The following is a 21,641-nucleotide window of genomic DNA, read 5'->3' on the forward strand; positions in this document are numbered from 1 at the left end:
CTATATCAAGCCCATAAAATATGCCGCTATAACCAACTGGATAATCAGAATAGCTGGCATGCCAATTACAAAATACCAGTGTTTTGTCTTGTGATGAAACAGGTACATCCCTGCCCAAGTTCCAATACTGCCGCCGATTAGGCTGAATAAAAACAGTGTCTTTTCTGGAATGCGCCAAGCTCCTTTGATGGCTTTTGCTTTGTCGATTCCCATTACAGCTAATCCTGCAATATTAACAATGACCAAATATCCAAGTATCAACTTGTCCATGTCATTTCCTCCATCCTTTAAATTCTAGTCTTCACCAAGCAATGTAACTATTCTTGGCTCATGGCCTACTGCTGGAAGATATACGTCAAAAATATCCTTTGCCGCTATCTTCATGCTTGATGTATTTACGCATGGATGGCAGCCGATAAACTCGCTGTTTTTCACATCTTCATCTACTAAAAGCTGTACCGCATGATCTTTATCATTCATCAGCCCCATCACACTTACAGAACCTGGCTCGATATCCAGATACTTAAGCATATCCTCTGGGTCAGCAAATGACAGCCTTGCTGAATTTATCTGCTTTGAAAGCTCCTTTGTTTTGAACTTTTTATCTCCTGGAATCATAAGCAAATAAAAGTTTGTCTTTTGTCTATTACACAAAAACAGATTCTTGCAAATTAATGCACCCAAGGATTTATCTATTTCAGCGCAAACTTCCATTGTGTCTGCGGGTGCATGGTCTATACGCTTGTACTCAATTCCAAGGTTATCCAAATAATCGTATACTCTGACTTCCCTGTCTAATCGTCCTGTTGTGTCCGCTGGTCTTCCTGTTTGTAATTCTGTCATGATATTCTCCTCTATTCTGTCTTTTCTTGTGTAACGATTCCGCCGTCGCTTATTTGCGCATTCACCGAAATATCTTCCAGCCTATCATACAACTGGCGCTGCTTTGCTTCATCAGCAACGTACTGTGTTGTGCAGTTTGCTTGCAATGCTGGTGTAATGATAACGTCCATATTTTCCTCATCATTATCACCATAGCAATGAAGTGTGATAAGCATGGTATCTAACGTCTTTTCGTTGAACCAATAATTTCCAAGACTGTAGACTATTGGCACATCGTTGTAAAACTCGAAGCCCTGAAGGCAATGTGTGTGGGCGCCTATGATTACATCTGCTCCGGCGTCGATGTACTCGTGGGCCGTGGATGTCTGTACCGGCTCAAGCACTGTGGAATACTCCGTGCCCCAATGAGGTAGCGCCACCACAATATCCGCATTAGCATCAGCCTCTTTTATCTCTTCGTCAAAGAGGGCTGTGTCATAGCATCTGAGAATTCCTGGCTCGGTATCTGTGGCCTGTGGTGTCATCTTGTTCTTTTCAGCACGGGATGCAGCCACGAATGCTATCTTCTTTCCCTGGACTTCCATGTATACTGGCTCACTAGCCTCGGCCAGATTATGGCCTGCTCCTACATATGGAATCCCTGCTGTATCCAAGGTATTCATGGTATCAAGCAATGCGTCTTTTCCATAATCGTACACATGATTATTTGCAAGGCCCACGATATCAACCCCAAGCAACTTCAGGTTCTCTACTCTGGCCGGATTGGCTCTGAAAGTATAGGCTTTTCCTGGCAGTGGTTGTCCACGGTCGCTGTATGTAAACTCGTTATTTATCCACATTATATCGGCCTGCTGCATGGTACTTATCAACTCCGGTGAAATGCAATCCGCAATACCATTTGCGCAGGTATTCAGATATTGGGTTGTGGCCCAATTTTCGTCAAAGTTGATATCGCCGGCGAAGCATAACGTGAAATCGTATTCACCATTATCTTCTGTGGTAGATTCCACAGGCTGTGGCTGGCTATAGTTGGCCTCCTGGGCCGACACCTGCTCTTGCAGCGTGCTGTCCTTGCCACAGGATGCAAGCAATATTGCCAAGCATATTGTTAAAGCTATCCTTTTTTTCATTGGCTTTCCTTCCAAACTCCCTAAAATGCTAAATTTAGCTCTTATTATACAACTTCATACTTTAGACGTACATTAATGTTATTATCTTTATATATGACCTTTGTCCGTTTTAAGGTGGTGATTCTATGTTGGGTATTAATGGCATAAACACTAACTTTTCTCCATATAGTAATTCTTTTAATTCTGGCGCTACAACTCCTGTTGATTCTAAAATTGCAGATGAACTGCGTGCTGAGGGCAAAAATGAGTCCTTGGCCAAGAATATTACCAGCGAACGCGCTGCAAAGCGAGCTGGCATAATTGAATGCGAAACTTGCGCCAGCAGAAAATATCAAGACGGATCTGACGAGCAAGTATCCTTTAAATCTGCTGCTCATATATCACCTAATGCTGCTGCGGCTCGTGTCCGCGGCCATGAGCAAGAGCACGTAAACAATGCCTACGACAAAGCTGAGGAAAGTGGCGGCAAAGTCCTTCAGGCCTCTGTTTCTATCCATACTGCTGTCTGCCCTGAGTGCGGCCGCACCTATGTCTCAGGTGGCACAACCCACACTAAGATTGCCTATCCAAACGAAGATAATCCTTATCAAAAAAACAGAAAGGAAGCCGATGCTGGCCTCCTCTCTGGAATGAATTTCGATATGGGTGTTTAAAATCCTTTTAGTTCTTTTATAGGTTCTTTTCAAATATTTGATCTGCAAGACCTACAATAGGAGTAAAATCTGCAATCTTTTTAAATCCATATTTTTCATATAGGCCACGATGTTCGCTTTTTAGATAAACTTTATTTAATCCTAGTTCTTTGCCATAACTTAGGGCTTTTTCTATTAACTTTTCTGAAACTCTTTTTCCTCTAAATGCTTCATCTACAAATACTAGATTTATAAATGGGTGGTAATTATATTCAGGTGGAATATATCCGTTCTCTTCAAAAACGCAAAATCCTGCTATCTGGTTAGCCTCTATAGCAACAAATATTTGCTCTTTATCTTTGAAGTCATGTTTTTCCATCCTATTAGCTAAATTCTTACCTGGATTCCATGAGCAATTTCTAGAAAATGCTATTAGCTTATCCCAATATGTCTCATTCTCATTTACTAATATAATCTCCATTACTACTTATATCCCTTTCGCTCTTTAGCTTTTTCGATAAGTTCTTTAGCTTCCTCAAAAGCTTCTGGAAGATAATCTGCGTACCATTCCTTACCAGCTTTTTCAGCCTTTTTGATTTTTTCCCAGGCTGCATGCTGTTCTTCCTTTGAGTTATAGGTTACTCCAGCAAAGACATGAGGGTGTCGTCTGACCATTTTTTCAGATACAGTCTTTGCTACATCTTCAAATGTAAACAGGCCTTCCTCTTCTGCTATAACAGAATGGAACATTACTTGAAGGAGCAGATCACCAAGTTCCTCTTTTAGATTTTCTGCCTCACCCGTTTTATCAAGGATGTTTATTCCACTGACAACCTCAGCAGCTTCTTCGATTACTTCTGGCTTTAGGCTTTCATGGGTTTGTACCCTATCCCAGGGGCAGCCATTTTCACTTCTTAGTGTTTCTACTATTCCTTTTAATCTATCGATTTCTGCCATGATTTACCTCATTGTAAATATTTGAATTCAAATGTGTTTGGAGTATAGATTTGAGTCGATATATCCATCAGTAATTCCCTCCCAGTTTTTTAATAATCGGAGTGACGCGATTTGAACGCGCGACTTCTACATCCCGAATGTAGCGCTCTACCATCTGAGCCACACCCCGTAAAGTAAATAGCTGCAAAGATTACTCCTTGCAGGCTTATATCTTTTTGTTACTACTGTAAGCAATTCTTATTGCTATTAAAATAATCAATAATTTACTTACATAGCCTAGATATTCAACCCCACCAATTGCTAACTGTGAGAATACATTTATCAAAGAATGAGTCATCACGCATAGCCATAGATTCTTTGTTTTTACATAAAGTGCTGAAAGAATAAAGCTGTTTGTTAATAACCCAATAAGAAAAGGCACTACACTTACACCAGCAATTGTTCCTTCTATATAAAAGTATAAGAAATGCCATATGCTCCATGACACAAAAGTTATTAACGTTGAATAAATGTAATTAAGCTTTTCTTGTAATGCTGGCTGATAGAAATATCTCCAACCAATCTCTTCAAGTCCACCAAATGCGATATGTTTTACAAACATCATTAATGGAATATACCAAGCATTAATTATAAATTCACCACCTAATATCACTGGTAGAAAATCGATGAATATAAAAATCAATACCAGTAGATAGTCTTTTGTGCTTTGCTTGAAATTGAAAAAATCAGCTACGATTGTTTTAAAAGTTATTTTTCTATATTTTAAAGAAACTATTATTCCCCATAAAGCTGATGAAATGCCACCTATAGCAATAGCTATCATGCCTAATGGTGAAGTATAGTCCACCGTAAATCCGAAATTCCTTAGCAGGTACACAACTAGACATACTAATGCAATCTGGCCTAAAGCTCCTGCGATATATAGGGAAATAGCTTTAGTTCTTTTCATAAGGCGCCCCTTCGTAAATTATAATTCAGCCGCAATCTCTGATATAGCAACTAGTGTAGCTTCTCCACTGATAGTGATTCTATTATTATCCTCTAATCTGCAATGTACATATCCACCACGTTTTGAAGCCTGGTAAGCTTTGAGAGCTTCATCATTGATTCTTCTGATGGCCACCTATCCATAACACACTATACTCATTCAATTAAGCTTTAAGCTTAATTTTGATTGCAACATAACCTATTAGAAGTGCTATAGCCAATAAAAAACAATATATAATATCCCAAATCCCAGCAAAGACAATTCCCATCCCTGGTCCAAAGTTAGCATCCTGCCAAAATGCATAGTTCGAGAATTCATACTCTAATGTCGTAATTATCATTCCTACGATATTGGCACATAATACTTTAAAAATATATTGATTATATTCCTTATGTGCATTACTTTTAACTACATCAATAAATATGAAAACAACCGTTACTACGAAAGGCGTTACAATCTGACGTAGTTCCAATAATGGAATATAAGGAATGAGCCAGGCTACTATAATCAATAAATGTGCTATGCTAAGTTTCTTATTCATAATTCTATCCCCCTCAACTTTCATGATGTTATAATTACTGACTTATATTAAAAATCGTATCTCTTAACCTCACAGTTTTTGATTCCACAAGATGAAAACTCCTCATTTGTCATTTCTGTAAAGTAGGATTCCACCATTCTTGCAATTCCATTATGGGCTACCAATATGACCTCTCTATCTGATGCCTTTATATCATCTATAAGATTGTATATTCTCTGAGCAAGATGAAGCATAGATTCACCAGTTCCAAATCTGCTTGCCATATCCTTTTTTGCTTCGTGGAATTCTGCTCCATCTCTTGGCGTAGACTCATATCTTCCAAAATTCTGCTCTTTGAGCCTTGGCTCTATTTCCATAGGTATTCCTGTAATCTCAGAGATGTGTCTTGCTGTTTCTTTTGCTCTTACAAGAGGTGATGCCAGGATTACATCCGCAGTAATTCCCTGCTCTAATATCTTTTTACCAGTTTCTATGGCTTGCTCATGCCCTTTTTCTGTAAGCTCGATGTCTGTTTCACCGCAAATCTTATTTTCTACGTTCCAAACAGTTTCTCCGTGTCTAATAAAATAAAAATGATCCATGTTTATATACTTCCTAATTCTTTACAATTAATGCTTTTCTTTTATAATTTTAGTACTGCAATAATCTCTTCTCCATCCATATCACCAGTCTCAACAAATCCATATGATGCATATAAATCCTTTGCAACTTGATTCTCTGGTTCATAAGATAACCAACAATATTCAGCAGGACCACATGGATATGTCTTAATAAAATCAAGTCCAAGTTTTACTGCTTGTTTACCATATCCCTTGTGTTGATGTTCCTTATCTATCATCAATCGCCATAAATTATAATTACTAGTAGCTATTTCTGGTGCATCATTCCAATAATCATCCTTATCAAAACCAATCATAAGAAATCCAACTAACTCATCACTATCATATATTCCAAAAGGATAAGCATATCCATGAGCAGTAATAGCTGTATAAGCCTCAATTATACTTATCTCATTACTAGCTACAAACTCTTTTTGCGAATCATTGACAGTAAGTTTTAATATGTCCCATACATTATTCCCGTTTACTTTTTCAAGCCTTAACATCTTTTCCTCCCAGTAATTGTTCTAGCTACATTTCTAAATATTTTATATGTTGTGACTGCCAACTTGCAACTACAACTATTCTTCTTTACTATTTCCAATAATATAACTTCTTAATTCTTCAATATCCAACATAAAATCTTTAGGGTAGTTCTCTTTTATCTTTCTTCTATCATAAAGTTTTTCAGTCAGCTTTGTATGTGAAGCATGTTATAATATCGTCACATATGAAAAAACTTAATACCATCATTGAATCTATTGTATAAGAACATATAAAATGATTATCTGCTCTTGCCTATTAAACTTCTTTTTATACCACTTCTTTGATAATATTATAGATTTCTCTTCCGCTATCTCTTCCGAATACATGCATAGAATCTGCATACATTTGCTTTTTCTGGACTTTATCATGTATAGATACAAACGATATTATTTCATCTACAAGATTTTCATATTCTGTATCATCAAATGCATACTTTATTTTTTGGCATAGTCTCTCTTTTTCTTGATATTTGGCAAACTCTTCTTCTATATTTAATAATGCCATTTTTGAATCTACAAGGGCTTTTCGCTTATTATCATCAGGATCATTCATAGCAGAAATTGCAGCTTCAATTGTTGGTGCTTTAACAATAATCATGCCATCTGATTTATATTTTATGTTTACAAAATCAACAACTGCCTTAAAGCCTTTGTCGTTACTAATAATGGCAATATGTCTTTCTCCCTGCTCCGCTAATATTCCAGCCTGTACTGATATATAAAAATCTAATGCATTCTTTCCAGGAGCTTGTAACTTATATGTACTCCATTTGCAACCACTTTGCTCAATTAAGGTTACGTCACCCTTCCTAATACTCTTACACGCGGCAGAATAAAAAATTATCAAGATATCCTTATCATTCACATACTCTAATCCTTTGAGTCCATTATGATTTGTTACATTTTCGTAATCTACTAGTATTGTCATTTCTTCCTCCTAGATAACACAACTTGTCTATGCTTACTATTTTGAAGAATACATATGTCCATATATAACGACAGTATAACTACTTAAAGCTATTTAAAGACTATTTCAAAGTGATTTCTTAACTTCTTTATAATAACCAGTAATACCTATTAGTTCGATGTATGAACCGACAACAAAAGGTTGTTGCTATGACAACCTTTGTATAAAAAAAGAGCACTACCAAATGGTAATGCCCATATATTTTTATATATTTATTGCATAGAAAAAGACTCTGGGCCCTTACATAAACCCTACAATTTTCCTACAAGAATATAACAAAACCCATAATCTCTTTGCCCCCAAAAAAATTTAAGCCCACACAGAATATCAGTATTGATCCTATTAATGAAAGATAGTCCATGAGAAAAGGCTGCCATCGGCAGCCTATAATACAATATTACAACTCTGTAGAACCAACTTTATCTCCGTTAGCAACAAAGTAGATTCTATGTTCTTTAGGCTTAATATAAATGCTGATACCTGTGAGCTCAACGCTCTTGTAGTCTCTCTTGAATTGAGCTTGTGCTTTCTTTAGGCAATCAGCCTCTGTGAATGCAAAATTAATTCCGACCATGGAAAAATATTAGATTTTTTATTAGTGTGGTCTATTGTTTATGTTATCGAAATCGAGAATTTCAAATTCTTCTACAGGCATTGGCTTGTAGAAGTAGAAGCCTTGCATTCGTTCACAGTCTATAGCAATAAGAAAATCGGCTTGTTCTTTAGTTTCCACGCCTTCAGCAATATATTTATATTTTAGGTTACGAAGCATTTGTAGGATATGCTTGACCACAATTTTGCTTTTCTCAAAGTTCTTAGTATTTTTTAGGAAAACATAATCAAGTTTAATTCCATCAACTGGAATTTCTGTAAGCATATTTAGGGATGAATAGCCACTGCCAAAGTCATCCATTTCAACTTCAAATCCTATATCCTGTAGCTGAGCAGTTGTCTCTAATAGTAATTCGTTATCATCAGCATAGGCACTCTCAGTGATTTCTATTCTTAGCTGAGAAGGTTCAATATCGTACTTTTCGATAAGATTCTTGAAGTGCTTTGAGATGTTTTTGTTCTTTTCTATATCAAATCTAGATAGGTTAACTGATATAGAACGTTTAAATCCTTGCTCGTTCCATCTATGAATATCTTTGCAAACTATTTCCCAAACTAGACAATCTAAATCGTAGATGAGACCAGTTTGTTCTAGCATTGGGATAAATTGACCTGGGCTCAACCAACCTAGCTTTTCGTGGTTCCATCTACAGAGAGCTTCTGCGCCTATGATTTCACCAGTTCTATAGTTGACTTGAGGTTGATACCAGACTTTTATTTCATTCTGTTTTACAGCAGTAGAAAAATGACCGCAGATATCTGAAAGCAGTCTTCCTGCTTCCCATTGATCTATGTTATATACTTCGTACCCCCCGTTAATAGATAGATGTGCTTTCTTTTCAGCTAATCTAGCACAGTCTAGCATCTTATCAACGTTAATATTTTTATAATCTTCAGGAGTTAAGACATAAAGACCACTGGATATCTGAACTTCATAGTCGTTGCCCTGATTAATATAATATTTTTTGACTGGTTCAAATACATTTGTTTCCATTGCTTCGAAACCGTTGTCATCAGGTAGGCAGCATAAAACAGCAAAATGATCTGCATCAATTCTGGCCATAGCCTCTTTGTCAGAGAAATACTCCAATGATTTTTCTACCCAGAAGCATAGAAGTTCATCAGCAGAGTTCATTCCCATTTTGTCATTTATGAATTTGAAATTCTTAATGTTGTTGTAAGAAATAATATATGGAGTGGAAGGATTTTCCAGTAGTAGTTCTTTTACTTTTTCACGGAATCCGGCCATACTAAGAGCACCAGTAAGTGAGTCATAGTCTATCATTTGGCGAATTTGATTTTTGGTTCTTTTCTTTAACAGTTGTTGCTTTGCTAGAAAGTGAAGTGCTACAAGAACAATTACAATTGCACACATGATAAAGACATATCTATCGGCGTAAAGGTAGTCCTGTACATCATATTTGTACAGTTTACGAGAAGTATAATCTAAAATAACAGCCTGACGCTGGGTATCACTAATCATAGCAATACCTTCATTAAGTTTTTCTATAAGAGCCTGATTTTCAGGTGTATCTAAAGCACCAACTCTAAATTCAATAGAAAGCATTGTAGTTGGTTGAACATGCAAATCGATATATGAAGGCTTCTGAAGGACATAACTCCAAACGTAGGAATTATGAAGTAATGCGTCAACTTCGTCTTTACGTAGGGCGTCTACACACTTGGCCATATCTTTATACAGTATGACTTCAATATCTGGATATAGGCTTTTTACTGTGTCTGCTATACCAGCTTGAGACTGAAGCATTCCAATTTTTGCATGATTAATGTCTGATACATTATCTCCCTCAGAAGTTACAACAGTGAGAGGAGTTAGCATTAAATCGTCAGAAACGATTGATGACTGTCCAGATGCACTTTCAATTTCGCTTCCTAAAGGCATGACTATATCATAGGAGGTATTATCTAGCGCATCCTTTAGTGAAGATTCTTCCATAGCAATAAATTCTACGTTATAACCGATATTCTCACAGGCAATACGAAGTAATTCTGGTCCAATTCCAATGATTGCACCATCAGAATCATCTATATAAATCATAGGGCATCTATCCACTGGAACGCCGACAATGATGGTATTCTCATTGCTTGAAGCAGCAAAAGAAACCCCGGATATAAAAAATGGGATAGCAAGAATTAGCGAAATAATATTTATAGATATAATTTTTCTCATAGGACTAAGCTTCATAGGTTGATACCATCCTTGGACATAATTGTATATGGTGATTGTACAACAAAATTGAGGAAAATTTATGACCTACTAAAAACTAGGCTTTGAATAAAAAAGTCGATAATTATATTAACCACTTATTTCTTTGCTATATCCTGCAAAATTCAGAAAGCCAGTAACAAGTTATGGAAGGCTGATTTAGATGTTTAAACATAAAAAAGCACTCTCTAGGTTTCCCTAGAAAGTGCTTTATAATCATATCAAGAATTAATCCTGTACATATGGCATAAGTGCAACGTGACGAGCACGCTTGATAGCTACTGTAAGAGCTCTCTGGTGCTTAGCACATGTGCCTGTGATACGACGTGGAAGAATCTTTCCACGCTCAGAAATGTACTTCTTAAGCTTTGCTGTATCCTTGTAGTCGATAACGTTATCTTTACCACAGAAAACACAGACTTTCTTTCTTCTATGCATTGGTCTTCTTCTCTGCTGACCATCGCCTGTCTTATTAAAAGCCATGATTTAACCTCCTATAGATGTTAGTCAAAGCTTTCGTTGCCTTGACTTAGTTGAACGGTAATTCCTCGTCAATTCCATCAGGGATATTCATGAAGCCGTCGCCTGCATCTGAGCTTGGTGCGAAACCTGCGCCACCGTCGAAGCTGCTGTTTCCGCCGCCCTGAGAATTCTTGCTCTCTGCGAACTCAACATTCTCACATACAACATCGGTAGTGTAAACCTTCTGGCCGTCCTTGTTTGTGTAGCTGCCTGTCTGAATACGACCTTCAACTACGAACTTTGTGCCCTTGCGAGCATACTTCTCAAGGAACTCACCTGTCTTGCCAAATGCAACACAGTTAATGAAATCAGCTGTCTGCTCATCTCCATCACGCTTAAATCTACGATCAACTGCTAATGAAAATCTTGCAACAGCGCTGTTGTTTGCTCCACCGTAACGAACTTCTGGGTCTCTTGTGAGACGTCCCATAAGAATAACTTTATTCATAATTAATCTCCTTATCTTATACTATTAAGCCTCGTCAGCTCTAACGCATAAGAATCGAAGTACGTTGTCCATGATGCGAACATTCTCCTCGATCTGAGCAGGTACGCCTGGCTCAGCATCGAAGTGGATGAAGTAATAGTATCCTTCATTCATCTTCTGAATGTCATAAGCAAGTCTCTTCTTGCCCCAATCATCGACGTCTGAGATCTGTCCACCAAAGCGAGTGATATACTCCTTTGCCTTTTCAACTGTGGCAGTTCTTGCATCGTCTTCGATCTTCGCATTAACAACGAGTGCTAATTCATACTTGTTCATGCTTTCTACCTCCTTTTGGTCTATTGGCCAAACTAGCAATGCTAGCCTAGCAAGGATATAAATGTTTTATACCACGAATTAAGATAATAGCATGAAGCTGTGCGTTTTTCAAGGCTTAACTGAATTTTTATTGTATTTTTTGTATTATTCTCAGTGAATTACAATTCTATTCCCTGAAGCTTTGCTAATTCTGTAAACACCTGTCCGATTCTGTCGGTAATCACCAGTGTGTTCTCTGCTCTGCGAACGGATAAATCGGTTTGATTGATTATTACCAGATATTTTCCTCTGAAATAATTAACAAATGATGCTGCCGGATACACTGTAAGTGATGTTCCGCCAATTATCATCATATCTGCTTCTGAAATGGCTCTGATTGCGCCTTCCACTGCATCCTCAGGCAATCCCTCTTCGTAAAGAGTGATATCAGCCCTGACTGTGCCACCGCAATAATCGCACTTTGGGATCTCATCCTCTGAATCGAAAATGAAATCTACTGGATAGCTGGTTCCACAGTTCATACAGTAATTACGAAGTGCACTGCCGTGGATTTCATAGACTTTCTTACTGCCAGCCTTCTGGTGTAGGCCGTCGATATTTTGAGTAACCACGCCTGTGAGCTTACCCATTTCTTCAAGCTTTGCCAGATATTTATGAGCATTGTTTGGCTCGATGTTTCGCGTATCCATCTTTTGACGATGAAATTCGAAATAAACCTTTGGCTCCCTAATCAGACAACTGTGACTAAGTAGATACTCTGGCTGGTACATATCGAATCTGACATCATGCTGATTGTACAAACCGTCCTTGCTTCTGAAGTCTGGAATTCCACTTTCTGTGGATACTCCTGCTCCGCCAAAAAATACGATTTTCGACGAATCTTCTATCATATTTTTCAGTTCTTCAATTTTATCCAAAACATTTCCCCCCTTCTTAAATTCTAAATGTTAAGGTGTAAAACAACTGCAGCACAGATGATTCCGATGAGTATTCCAACAGCAATTTCTGGAATGGTGTGACCCATCTTTTCCTTAAATCTGTTGATATCAAGTGGCTGCTTGCCTTCTTCCTTACGCTCTTCGTTAAGATTGTTCAGTGCCTTGCCCTGGCGCTGTGTTTCAAATCGAACTCCTCTTGCATCATAAATGACAACGATTCCAAAGAATAATGCCATTACGAATTCAAATGAGGAAGCCCCGTAAATTGCGCCAGTCACAACCATAAGCGCTGTAACTGTGGCTGAGTGAGAGCTTGGCATTCCCCCTCCGCCGTATAGTCTCTCCTTGCAAAAACCTGATTTTACAGTATCAATAATGATTTTAATAATCTGCGCAATAAACCATCCTGCTGCAGGTGCTAAAAAAATCTTGTTTGTAAACAAATCCACGATGAAATGCATTATATTCTCCTATCTCCTATAGCAAAGCGTTGTAAATATCTCGCTTGCTGACTCCTCTATCTTTTGCCACTGCCTTCATGGCTTCCTTTTTATCCATGCCCTTGCTTAAGTACATATCCATGTGCTCTTCAATGGTCATGTCCTCATATGCCGCTCTTGCTTCTTCTAAAACCTCTGCTTTAGATTTGCCAGCTATAACAAGAACGTACTCTCCTCTAGGCTCTTTGGTCTCGTAGGATTTTAAAGCTCCACCGATTGTGGTCTTCTCTTTTTCTTCGTGCTTCTTTGTAAGCTCCCTACAAAGAGTGATGCCTCTATCCTCACCAAGGACCTCTGCAAGCTCTTTTAATGTGCCTATCAAATGATGTGGTGCTTCGTAAATAATGACAGTTCTTGTCTCGTTTTTGGTCTCCTCTAAGACTCTGCGACGTTCTTTTTTGTCTTTTGGAAGAAATGCCTCAAAAGCGAATCGTCTACAGGCCTGGCCAGACATGGTAACAGCTGTGATACATGCTGCTGGACCTGGGACCGATGTGACCTCGATTCCCTCGTCGTAACACATCCTAACAAGCTCTTCCCCTGGGTCTGATATGCCAGGTGTGCCTGCGTCCGTGATTACCGCAATGTTCTGACCTTCTTTTAATTTTTCTATTAAAGTGATGGCCTTCTCCACTTTATTGAACTCGTGGTAGCTGGTCATAGGTGTGTCTATTTCAAAATGATTTAATAGCTTTATTGAATTTCTTGTATCTTCTGCTGCAATTAAATCCACCTCTTTGAGGATTCTTACTGCTCTAAAAGTCATATCCTCAAGGTTTCCTATTGGAGTTGCAACTAAATATACTGTTCCTGTCTGTGACATTTATAATCTCCTATTGGAAGATAATTATTTATCTAATCCGTATATCTCGTAGATTTCATCTGTGTACTGGCCTGGCTCCTTGTAAACAATCAATGGCGCCTCCACTGTAAGCTGGGCTCCGCCGCCACGCACACCTTCTATCAGAACCATGTTTGGTTCCTTGTCCACGTATGGGTAAACCAGGCGCATCCTCTTTGGCTCAAGCTTGTACTTTCTCATGGCTTCAAAGATTTCTACTATGCGTGATGGTCTATGTACAAAATAACATCTGCCTCGCTGCCTTAAAACAGCTGCTGTTTCTCTCACCACATCATCCAGGGTGCAAAGCAGCTCGTGTCGAGCTATAGCTTTTGCGTCGTTTGGATTCTTTAATCCATGATGATTTGTCATGTATGGTGGATTGCTGGTGACAACATCCATGGAAGCTTTCCCAAAGATTTCACTAGCACTTTTGATGTCACCTTCTATTATATCAATTTTCTCTTCCAGATGATTAAACAATACTGAACGTCGTGCCATATCTGCACTTTCAGGCTGAATTTCAAGGCCAGTGAAATGCTTTCCTTCGGTCTTGGCTTCAAGAAGAATAGGCAGAATTCCTGTGCCCGTTCCCAAATCCAGCACTCTTTCTCCTTCCTTGACACTAGCAAAGCCCGATAGCAAGACAGCATCCATGCCAAAACAGAATTTGTCAGGATGCTGAATTATTTGATATCCATTTATTTGTAAATCATCTAGTCGCTCGTCTTCCTGCAACAGATTATTCATTAATTATCCTCCAGGTCGGCAAGTTCCTTTGCCTCTTCCTTAGAAACCTGTACCTTTTTCTTACGAGGCTTAAACTTAAGAACTGATGTAGGATAATCCTTTACCTCTTTTAAATCGCCATCTTCAAAAAGAACGCGGACAGTCTGGCGAAGAACGTTTACTGACTGAACTGTACCCTTGATTCCCTCAGGAGTTGTAACTGAATCATTGATTCCTGGAAGGCGGCTGTTAAGGTATTCGTATGTCTCCTGCTCGTTCTTTAGGCAGCACATAAGTCTACCGCAAAGTCCTGAGATTTTTGTAGGGTTAAGTGAAAGGTTCTGCTCCTTTGCCATCTTGATTGATACTGGAACAAAATCTCCCAACCAGCTTTTACAGCAGAGCTCTCTACCGCAGATTCCGATACCGCCCATAAGCTTTGTCTCGTCACGAACACCAATCTGACGAAGCTCGATACGTGTATGGAACACTGCTGCAAGATCCTTTACAAGCTCTCTGAAATCGATACGTCCATCTGCTGTGAAATAGAAAATAAGCTTGTTGTTGTCGAATGTGTACTCGGCACCAACTAACTTCATTTCAAGCTCACGCTTTGCGATTTTCTCCTCGCAAATTCGCATGGCCTCTTTTTCTTTTTCAATGTTCTTGATAGCCTTTTTAGCATCTTCTTCTGTAGCCTTGCGGATGATTTTCTTGATAGGTCCTGGAACCTCATCATCCGAAATCTCCTTGTCTACAAGTAAAACTGTTCCGATTTCAACACCGCGAACTGTTTCAACAATAACCTGATCCTCACGCTTAAGCTCTATGCCGTTTGGATCAAAATAATATACTTTTCCGCCTCCTCTGAAGCGTACTCCAATAACCTTTATCATCTAGTGTCTCCTTTAGTTTTCAGGATTTCTCATCCTCTGTATAAGAAGCATAATGGTCAATTCAAAATTGACATTTGCATTAAGTCTGGCTCTAGTTTCTGAGATTGCATCGAAAATCTCGTTTAGGCCATGATATGACAGGCTCTGTGCCTGGTCGTGAATATCGAAGGCATCCTCTGAAAATAGCAGTAAATCATCCCTCGATGTCGATTTATATAATAGCACATCTCGATACCAAAGAGTTATTAAATCTAGCAATTGCTCGATAAATGGCTGAAATTTCTCACTATCGGAATCTTCTTTTTTATCTCTATCGTTGTCCTCTTTGATGGATTTCACTTCGTCAGCTATCTGCTGCTCATCCATTTTGCTTGCTTTTTTACAAAGGGCAACAACACGATTTTTAACATCATTGAAAGTTACATCTGTAGCAAGTGCAATGGCCTTTCCCACATTTCCCTGGGCAAAGCTGGCCACCATCTGAGACTGATAATCAACAGTCTCATACTGTGTCTGCAATATCCGCTTTATGCTTTCTGTATCTACGGATTTCATTTGGATAAGAACGCATCTAGACAGGATTGTCTGAAGAAATGCATTATGATTTGCTGTAAGCAGAATGATAATCGCGTATTCTGGTGGTTCCTCAATAGTCTTAAGAATGGCATTCTGTGCCTGAGGATTCATTCGCTCTGCTTCATCTACGATATAGATTTTATATTTGCTGCTGTATGGCTTGATATCAACATCATTTACAATCTGCTCACGTACTACATCTACGCTGATGTTGTTTTTGCCATCTTCTCTTCTAACGAAAATAATATCAGGATTATTTCTCGATAGAGCTTGTTTGCAAGAATGGCACTCCAGACAAGCGTCATCTTCAGATGGATTCTCGCACTGAAGCATTGCTGCGAATGCCTCTGCCAGCATCATCTTTCCTGAGCCTTTTTCACCGCTGAAAATATAGGCATGGCTATGATTTCCTGTTTTAACTGCATTTCTTAATAGGCTCTTTGCCTCTTCCTGCCCTACTATCTGCGCAAAGCTCATCTAACAAAATTCTCCTAATCTAGGTGATTATATCAAGGAGCAATCCCCTGATTTCATCTACTCTATTTAATATATCAATGTGGTCTTTTTCATCTTGAACGAGGGCTGTTGCCAGCTCATCCATATGCTCATCTACAAGCTTTATCATACCATAAACTCTATGGCGACCACGTCTGTCTAAAAAGTTTTCTCGTGAAAACTTATGGCTTCGATTTACAACCTCGTTAAGGAAATCCTTGACCAATCCGCGGTAGCGCTTCATGTCACGAATATCCATATGCTCAGACAAAAGCTTTCCCTGAGTGGTTATGTCGTTTAAAAGATTTGTGAGCTTTTCCTGAAGCTCAGCATCATCTACGGCTGCTGCAAGTGTAAATTTGAATGTGTCATCTACAGGTGCTGTGGATTTTGCCTGGTCTGTAGGTTGAACTTGGCTCACATCATTTACTCTAATATCCATGCTAACCCCTTCTATCTTTTATAAAGGTGGCGATTCTATCGCAAGTGATTCTGCTATCATCATCGTTTTTGAAAACATTAGAAACCTGCGCTGCATCCAGATTCTCCTGTGAGAAATCCTGCTGGTCAGCCAAGAATCGTCTGCACATCTCTTCGTACTTTGGGTGTTCCTGACTGCGCTCTCTCTCAAGTGCTCTTGAAAGACGAACACCATCATCTACTTCTATATATATCGGCAAAACAGCGTCTTTTCCGTAATAATCACGAATCTTTACAAAGCTTTCAACTGTACCAATGATAAGATAATCATTTTTCGATAAATCAATCTGCCCATCGTCTACTGTAAAATAGAACCATGGACCGTGAACAGTATCGTATTTACGAATTTCGATTACCTTGCCTGCCTCTACTAATTTATCCTTTTCTTCGATAGAAACGAAGTTGTATTCATCTCCAGGCTTTTCATTACTTCTGATTGGTCTGGTTGTGTATGAAACAATTCGCTTTAAATCTAAATCCCCTTTGTCTAGCAAAAGCTTAAATATAGTGTCTTTTCCCGATGAGCTTTTGCCCATTATGCAATAAATACTTCCCATTTTGTCCTCTTTTTTCTTTTGTATCTAAAGTATAATTCAGCCAAGGCTAATTGACAACGTAGATACAGTCATTATTTATTCCCGTTACGTGTATTCCACTTTCTTTTGCCTGGCGGATTATTTTGATTGCTTCCTCTGAAATGATTTCTCCTGGTACTACAATAGGTGCCCCTGGAGGATAAAGACAAATCTCATCCTGACATACAAGTCCTGTGGCCTTTGAAAGGTTGACCTGGCGGCCTTCGCCTTTCTTAGCTTCCCAAGGCTCCATTAATTTTTCGCTATCAATCCAGACCATTGGCACATCAATATTGCCATCATCTAAACCTTCGTCAATTTCAAGCAATGCTTTTTTTAATCTTTCAAAGCCTTTTCTTGAATCCATAATGCTTGTCATAGCAAGCAGGTATGAAAAGCTTGAAAGCTCTGTTTCTATTTCGTATTTATCCCTAAGGATTCTAGCCAGTTCTACTCCAGAGATATTTGTGTGCTTTGTAATTATTACAAGCTTTCCTGGGTCCTTTGTTTCGCCTGATTCTACCACTACTTTCAGGTGTTTTAATTTTCCACTAATCTTGTAGAAATCCTGTAAGTTATCCACATAATTCCTAAACATATCCTCGGATTGTTCAAGAATGGCCATGCAGTGACTAATGGAATTCATCAGTACATAGCTTGGTGAACTAGTCTCGAAAATATCCAAAGCTGCTGCAATCTTTCGGCTATCTACTCTATTTCCACTCACGTGCATTACCGCTGTCTGGGTAAGCGCTGGCAAAGTTTTATGGAGACTTTGGATAGTGATATCTGCTTTTCCTACTGCGGATTCTTTGAATGCTTCATTAAATCCAAGATGAGCACCGTGAGCCTGATCAACTATCAGTATTATGCCTTTTTCGTGACAGTATTTTGAAATATCTTCCAGCTTACAATGATATCCTTCGTAAGTAGGGCTTGTCAGAAGAATTGCTTTGGGCATACCGTATTTTTCTACTGCAGATTTAATCTCTTCTAAAGTTGCTGCCCTGTATATTCCATTTTCATCTGCTCTAGAATTAATATATCCAACCTTCAAGTGTCTTAGGATTGCACCATTATAAACACTTTTATGAGAATTTCTCTGGATAAGAATTAAATCATTTTCACAACAACAGCTATATATCGCAGCAAGGTTTCCTACCGTGGAGCCGCCAACCAGAATAAAGCTTTTATCTGCTCCATAAATTCTGGCTAACCTTTCTTGCTCCTCCGCTATAACCGCCTCCGGGTCATGCAAATCATCCACTCCGTCCACTTCTGTCATATCTATTTTGTATGGTCCATCAAGCATTCTCTTATGGCCTGGCATGTGGAATGGATACATATTTGATTTTGAATAATCTTCTAATATTTTTTCTAAACTCATTTTCTAGCTTTTATTTTCTACAAAGAATCAATATAATGGATTTTATCAAAGCAAGGAGGATGTTATGAATAGGACTTTAGTTATCCTTTGCGGTGGCGATAGTTCCCGCATGGGTACAAAGAAAGCACTTTTACCCTTTGAAGATAAAACTATGGTTGAATATATCTACGATAAATTCAGTCCATTTTTTGATAAGATTTACCTTTCAGTAAATGAGCGTGGTGACCTTACTCATTTGGGCCTTGATGCTCAGGAAATTCCTGATATCTATCGAAACGCCGGCCCTGTAGGCGCCATTCTTTCCTGCCTTACAATGATTTCAGGAGATAGAGCATTTTTCATGTCAGTGGACACTCCATTTATGGATCCACGCATTGCAGCTTATCTCTATGACCATTCATATAATTACGACATCACATCTTTTAAGTTTGATGGTGAATTTTTAGATACCATCTGTGGTGTTTATCACAAGCGTTGCATCGGCCCTCTTTTCAAAAGTATCTTTTTCAAAAAAACTACCAAGAGTTACATTCAGGCTAGATGCTATACCAATCTTGTGGATACGGAAACTATTAAGAGCATTTCCTCTATTTCCATGGAGCAGCAGTTTTACAAAGTAAACGACAGAAAGTCTTATTACTATGCTGTTTTCTCCATTTTAAAACACAACTTTGTTTGCTAATCCTTAATCCAGGAATCGCTTAAGCTGTGGCATCCAATCTCCAAGGAAGACCATGTTCTTTTCCATGGCGTCCCAGATTGGGCTTAAGAAATTAATTATGCAATTATTAACGTCCGACCACTGTGGCTCGGACTTCTTTTTTTGCCTCAGCTCAACCTTCCACTTTCTTTTCATGTAGGTGTAATCACCGTAGCTTTTGAGCATATTAAGTCTTGTGTCATCGATGACTATATCTTTTTCTTTTACAAGCTCATTTAATCTATCCTTTACCTTTCGCCCATTTACTGGATTTGATGTAAGGATTTCATAGGCATCATAATAATGATCCATGTTATTTATAAGCTCTAGTTTATCTATTATCTCAAGCAGATGCTTTGACAATTCTTCCTCTTTTGGATTGATAAGCACATCTACTTTTCTATTTCCGTATGCAATCAGTTCCAAAGTGATTTTTTCTGGTTCATGGCTTGCCCCGTGCTTTTTGAAATATAGATTTATCGGAATGTACATATCATCAATGGTTATTTTTAAACTGATTCCGGTTTCACCTACAGAACCGTTTACCACCATACCCTCTAAAGCACCCTTAGCCATTATTTCTTTTAGTATATCTCGCATGTAAAGGATTGCCATTTTGTCATCAAGGTCTCTTACATACTCGTAGTAGATATTACTGATGCAAAGATCTTTGTAGACATCGGATTTGAATTCTGCTGAATTACAAAGATATAGCTCGTTGCAATATTTTCCATTGGCAAGCAGTTCTATTACAATTTCACATACTGCTGCAGAAAGCAAATTCTTGAAAGGAATATTCAATTGTTCCGACTTTTCCTTTATATTGCCCTTGTTAATCATTACAACCACACACCTATCATATTCTGGACTTTTTTAAGGACCTTACGTTCCTTGGCATATTCCATAAGCTTCGCCACATCTTTTTTCTCATCCATGATGTAGGCTAATACTCCTGTTTTGAATATTTCTCTATCTATCTTTTCTTGATATTTCAGTACATCGCAGATTAATCTTTCTTTGGTGTAGATTTTCATACGACCACCAGCGAAATCTGCCTCTGTCACACCAAGCTCCAAAACTTCTGGCTCTGTATAGTATGGCTCCACAATTGGATAATCAATATGGAATCTGGATTTACTTGTGTTTTTATTAATCGCAATACTCCACTTGTATGGTCTATCCTTCAAATAGCCATACACCCACAATGCAGATTCGATTGTGAGGATGCCATCTTCCCCAAACAATTTATAAATCCACTGCTCTTCACTGCATTCAAAATACTTTGTAGTGTAGTATCCGCTTTTTACTCTGATTAAATATCCCTCTTCTACGAACTTAAGCACGCGACGATAGTCTACTCCCAGGGCTTCAATTTCACTTGTTTTAATTAATCCGCCGTTAGCCTCTACTAAATCATTAATCTGCTCCAGCTGATACTGCTTCTTTTCATCTCTTGAAAATAAGTTTTCCATTTTTTCCACTCCTGCTTGCTTTACGAGGTTATTTTCTTCATTATCACATTCTATTATTGAGGTGTCAACTAATCCTTAGTTCTATTATATTTTATAATTTGTCTTCTATTTGTCGTATAATTGTCCTATAATACAAATATAGCAATTAATATTGTCTTTTTGGAGGAATATATGTCTGAAGAAAAAATCACTCTTAGAAAAAATCCTTCTCGTAAAGAATGTGAGAAGGTGATTAAGAAGATACTAATGACCGAGGTCCTTGAGCGAGGTACAAATGAACATTTCAAAAGCGCTTCTGATTTCATGAGCTACTTCCAGTCTCTATATCCTGCTAGTGACAGCTTAACAAAGCAAGTCCAACGTGCAGTGAAAGCTCTTGGTATGCCAAAGGATGATCGAGGCTATTTCATCATAAACAAAACTGAGGAACAGCTTGGCCAGGATAAAGAAATTGCGTTTCTTATGACAAAGTCTCATTGCGAGCTTACTCCTTTTGAGAATTATGAAACTTTATTTTTGAAGGCCGATGGAAAATATAAGGATTATCTATTCCAGCTTCTTTCTGAATCCGATACATTTGCAGACAAGGTAATAACCATGATTAACTCTTCAAATGGAATCATATTGTTTACAAACAACAAGCATCAGTTGGAAATTCTGATAAATAGTCTGATAAATAGATAAATATTTTCTGTAAACGCGAAAATAATTTTAATGTCTGTAAAA

Annotated in this window: 30 protein-coding genes and 1 tRNA gene; 3 read left to right on the forward strand and 28 right to left on the reverse strand. The window is 38.3% G+C overall.

From position 1 onward, the window contains the following. The 3 genes from T375_RS12545 to T375_RS12555 are packed head-to-tail and all read right to left on the reverse strand — an operon-like array spanning nt 1 to nt 1,973. Nucleotides 1–270 carry a DUF1294 domain-containing protein gene (locus tag T375_RS12545; RefSeq protein WP_044939170.1) on the reverse strand — a complete coding sequence of 90 codons (270 nt, stop codon included), beginning with the start codon at nt 268–270 and terminating at the stop codon, nt 1–3. A 24-nt stretch (nt 271–294) separates the two neighbouring features. Then, on the reverse strand, nt 295–843 hold the full coding sequence (locus tag T375_RS12550; protein WP_044939173.1) for a prolyl-tRNA synthetase associated domain-containing protein: 549 nt from the start codon (nt 841–843) through the stop codon (nt 295–297). Between the two features lie 11 nt (nt 844–854). Continuing rightward, a complete protein-coding gene (locus T375_RS12555; protein WP_049960441.1) occupies nt 855–1,973 on the reverse strand; it encodes a CapA family protein in 1,119 nt (372 codons plus the stop codon). Between the two features lie 125 nt (nt 1,974–2,098). Here T375_RS12555 and T375_RS12560 point away from each other — a divergent pair, with 125 nt between their 5' ends. Next, entirely contained in the window at nt 2,099–2,626 is a 528-nt protein-coding gene (locus tag T375_RS12560; protein ID WP_044939177.1) for a hypothetical protein, read from the forward strand. A gap of 16 nt (nt 2,627–2,642) precedes the next feature. On the opposite strand, the gene T375_RS12565 is transcribed toward T375_RS12560, so the two are convergent. From T375_RS12565 to T375_RS12665, 23 genes are all read right to left on the reverse strand, one after another. Continuing rightward, nucleotides 2,643–3,086, reverse strand: a complete 444-nt coding sequence (locus T375_RS12565; RefSeq protein ID WP_044939179.1) for a GNAT family N-acetyltransferase — start codon at nt 3,084–3,086, stop codon at nt 2,643–2,645. 2 nt (nt 3,087–3,088) lie between these two features. Next, nucleotides 3,089–3,562 (reverse strand): MazG nucleotide pyrophosphohydrolase domain-containing protein, encoded by a 474-nt coding sequence (locus T375_RS12570; protein ID WP_044939181.1) that lies wholly within the window; start codon nt 3,560–3,562, stop codon nt 3,089–3,091. A 96-nt stretch (nt 3,563–3,658) separates the two neighbouring features. Beyond that, nucleotides 3,659–3,731: transfer RNA gene (locus tag T375_RS12575), tRNA-Pro, on the reverse strand. Between the two features lie 36 nt (nt 3,732–3,767). Beyond that, nucleotides 3,768–4,511, reverse strand: a complete 744-nt coding sequence (locus T375_RS12580) for a CPBP family intramembrane glutamic endopeptidase (protein ID WP_044939184.1) — start codon at nt 4,509–4,511, stop codon at nt 3,768–3,770. Between the two features lie 18 nt (nt 4,512–4,529). Continuing rightward, nucleotides 4,530–4,685 (reverse strand): hypothetical protein, encoded by a 156-nt coding sequence (locus tag T375_RS13660; RefSeq protein ID WP_155952524.1) that lies wholly within the window; start codon nt 4,683–4,685, stop codon nt 4,530–4,532. Nucleotides 4,686–4,713: 28 nt separating this feature from the next. Further along, nucleotides 4,714–5,091: a hypothetical protein gene (locus T375_RS12585; RefSeq protein ID WP_044939187.1), complete on the reverse strand. Its 378-nt coding sequence runs from the start codon at nt 5,089–5,091 to the stop codon at nt 4,714–4,716. Between the two features lie 47 nt (nt 5,092–5,138). Then, the gene (locus T375_RS12590; RefSeq protein WP_044939190.1) at nt 5,139–5,672 is read right to left on the reverse strand and encodes a histidine phosphatase family protein; all 534 of its coding nucleotides are present in this window, start codon (nt 5,670–5,672) and stop codon (nt 5,139–5,141) included. A gap of 41 nt (nt 5,673–5,713) precedes the next feature. After that, the gene (locus T375_RS12595) at nt 5,714–6,196 is read right to left on the reverse strand and encodes a GNAT family N-acetyltransferase (RefSeq protein WP_044939194.1); all 483 of its coding nucleotides are present in this window, start codon (nt 6,194–6,196) and stop codon (nt 5,714–5,716) included. A 307-nt stretch (nt 6,197–6,503) separates the two neighbouring features. After that, complete coding sequence (locus T375_RS12600) at nt 6,504–7,163, reverse strand: PIN domain-containing protein (RefSeq protein WP_044939199.1); 660 nt, start codon at nt 7,161–7,163, stop codon at nt 6,504–6,506. A gap of 436 nt (nt 7,164–7,599) precedes the next feature. Then, complete coding sequence (locus tag T375_RS13665; RefSeq protein WP_155952525.1) at nt 7,600–7,776, reverse strand: DUF6465 family protein; 177 nt, start codon at nt 7,774–7,776, stop codon at nt 7,600–7,602. Between the two features lie 21 nt (nt 7,777–7,797). Beyond that, nucleotides 7,798–10,005 carry an EAL domain-containing protein gene (locus T375_RS12605; protein WP_242839287.1) on the reverse strand — a complete coding sequence of 736 codons (2,208 nt, stop codon included), beginning with the start codon at nt 10,003–10,005 and terminating at the stop codon, nt 7,798–7,800. A 264-nt stretch (nt 10,006–10,269) separates the two neighbouring features. Then, nucleotides 10,270–10,524, reverse strand: coding sequence for a 30S ribosomal protein S18 (rpsR, locus tag T375_RS12610; protein ID WP_028234190.1), 255 nt, complete (start codon nt 10,522–10,524; stop codon nt 10,270–10,272). Nucleotides 10,525–10,570: 46 nt separating this feature from the next. Then, nucleotides 10,571–11,011 carry a single-stranded DNA-binding protein gene (locus T375_RS12615; protein WP_033152471.1) on the reverse strand — a complete coding sequence of 147 codons (441 nt, stop codon included), beginning with the start codon at nt 11,009–11,011 and terminating at the stop codon, nt 10,571–10,573. A 24-nt stretch (nt 11,012–11,035) separates the two neighbouring features. Beyond that, nucleotides 11,036–11,326, reverse strand: coding sequence for a 30S ribosomal protein S6 (gene rpsF, locus T375_RS12620; protein ID WP_044939204.1), 291 nt, complete (start codon nt 11,324–11,326; stop codon nt 11,036–11,038). A 158-nt stretch (nt 11,327–11,484) separates the two neighbouring features. Then, complete coding sequence (locus tag T375_RS12625; RefSeq protein ID WP_090481942.1) at nt 11,485–12,243, reverse strand: NAD-dependent protein deacylase; 759 nt, start codon at nt 12,241–12,243, stop codon at nt 11,485–11,487. 23 nt (nt 12,244–12,266) lie between these two features. Beyond that, nucleotides 12,267–12,725 (reverse strand): divergent PAP2 family protein, encoded by a 459-nt coding sequence (locus T375_RS12630; protein WP_044939208.1) that lies wholly within the window; start codon nt 12,723–12,725, stop codon nt 12,267–12,269. A gap of 16 nt (nt 12,726–12,741) precedes the next feature. Beyond that, nucleotides 12,742–13,587, reverse strand: a complete 846-nt coding sequence (rsmI, locus tag T375_RS12635; RefSeq protein WP_044939209.1) for a 16S rRNA (cytidine(1402)-2'-O)-methyltransferase — start codon at nt 13,585–13,587, stop codon at nt 12,742–12,744. 24 nt (nt 13,588–13,611) lie between these two features. Continuing rightward, nucleotides 13,612–14,355: a tRNA1(Val) (adenine(37)-N6)-methyltransferase gene (locus T375_RS12640; protein ID WP_044939211.1), complete on the reverse strand. Its 744-nt coding sequence runs from the start codon at nt 14,353–14,355 to the stop codon at nt 13,612–13,614. Then, the gene (locus T375_RS12645) at nt 14,355–15,230 is read right to left on the reverse strand and encodes a PSP1 domain-containing protein (protein ID WP_044939214.1); all 876 of its coding nucleotides are present in this window, start codon (nt 15,228–15,230) and stop codon (nt 14,355–14,357) included. The genes T375_RS12640 and T375_RS12645 overlap by 1 nt, the downstream gene beginning before the upstream one ends. 12 nt (nt 15,231–15,242) lie before the next feature. Further along, complete coding sequence (holB, locus tag T375_RS12650) at nt 15,243–16,283, reverse strand: DNA polymerase III subunit delta' (protein WP_044939218.1); 1,041 nt, start codon at nt 16,281–16,283, stop codon at nt 15,243–15,245. 19 nt (nt 16,284–16,302) lie between these two features. Then, nucleotides 16,303–16,743, reverse strand: coding sequence for a YaaR family protein (locus T375_RS12655; protein WP_033152486.1), 441 nt, complete (start codon nt 16,741–16,743; stop codon nt 16,303–16,305). Between the two features lies 1 nt (nt 16,744). After that, nucleotides 16,745–17,338: a nucleoside/nucleotide kinase family protein gene (locus T375_RS12660; protein ID WP_044939221.1), complete on the reverse strand. Its 594-nt coding sequence runs from the start codon at nt 17,336–17,338 to the stop codon at nt 16,745–16,747. 46 nt (nt 17,339–17,384) lie between these two features. Further along, nucleotides 17,385–18,743, reverse strand: a complete 1,359-nt coding sequence (locus tag T375_RS12665) for an aminotransferase class I/II-fold pyridoxal phosphate-dependent enzyme (RefSeq protein WP_044939224.1) — start codon at nt 18,741–18,743, stop codon at nt 17,385–17,387. 64 nt (nt 18,744–18,807) lie between these two features. Between T375_RS12665 and mobA the strand changes: the two genes are divergently transcribed. Continuing rightward, nucleotides 18,808–19,425 (forward strand): molybdenum cofactor guanylyltransferase, encoded by a 618-nt coding sequence (mobA, locus tag T375_RS12670; RefSeq protein ID WP_044939227.1) that lies wholly within the window; start codon nt 18,808–18,810, stop codon nt 19,423–19,425. Between the two features lie 3 nt (nt 19,426–19,428). Here mobA and T375_RS12675 read toward each other — a convergent pair whose 3' ends face one another. Together T375_RS12675 and T375_RS12680 are read right to left on the reverse strand one after the other, a co-directional pair. Continuing rightward, entirely contained in the window at nt 19,429–20,283 is an 855-nt protein-coding gene (locus tag T375_RS12675) for a hypothetical protein (RefSeq protein WP_044939230.1), read from the reverse strand. Next, complete coding sequence (locus T375_RS12680; protein ID WP_044939232.1) at nt 20,283–20,915, reverse strand: type IV toxin-antitoxin system AbiEi family antitoxin domain-containing protein; 633 nt, start codon at nt 20,913–20,915, stop codon at nt 20,283–20,285. The genes T375_RS12675 and T375_RS12680 overlap by 1 nt, the downstream gene beginning before the upstream one ends. Before the next feature lie 171 nt (nt 20,916–21,086). On the opposite strand from T375_RS12680, the gene T375_RS12685 reads away from it, so the two are divergent. After that, nucleotides 21,087–21,599, forward strand: coding sequence for a hypothetical protein (locus T375_RS12685; RefSeq protein WP_044939235.1), 513 nt, complete (start codon nt 21,087–21,089; stop codon nt 21,597–21,599). The last annotated feature ends 42 nt before the right edge of the window (nt 21,600–21,641 follow it).

It is taken from the genome of Pseudobutyrivibrio sp. LB2011 (assembly GCF_000701765.1).
GTDB classification, from domain to species: domain Bacteria; phylum Bacillota; class Clostridia; order Lachnospirales; family Lachnospiraceae; genus Pseudobutyrivibrio; species Pseudobutyrivibrio ruminis.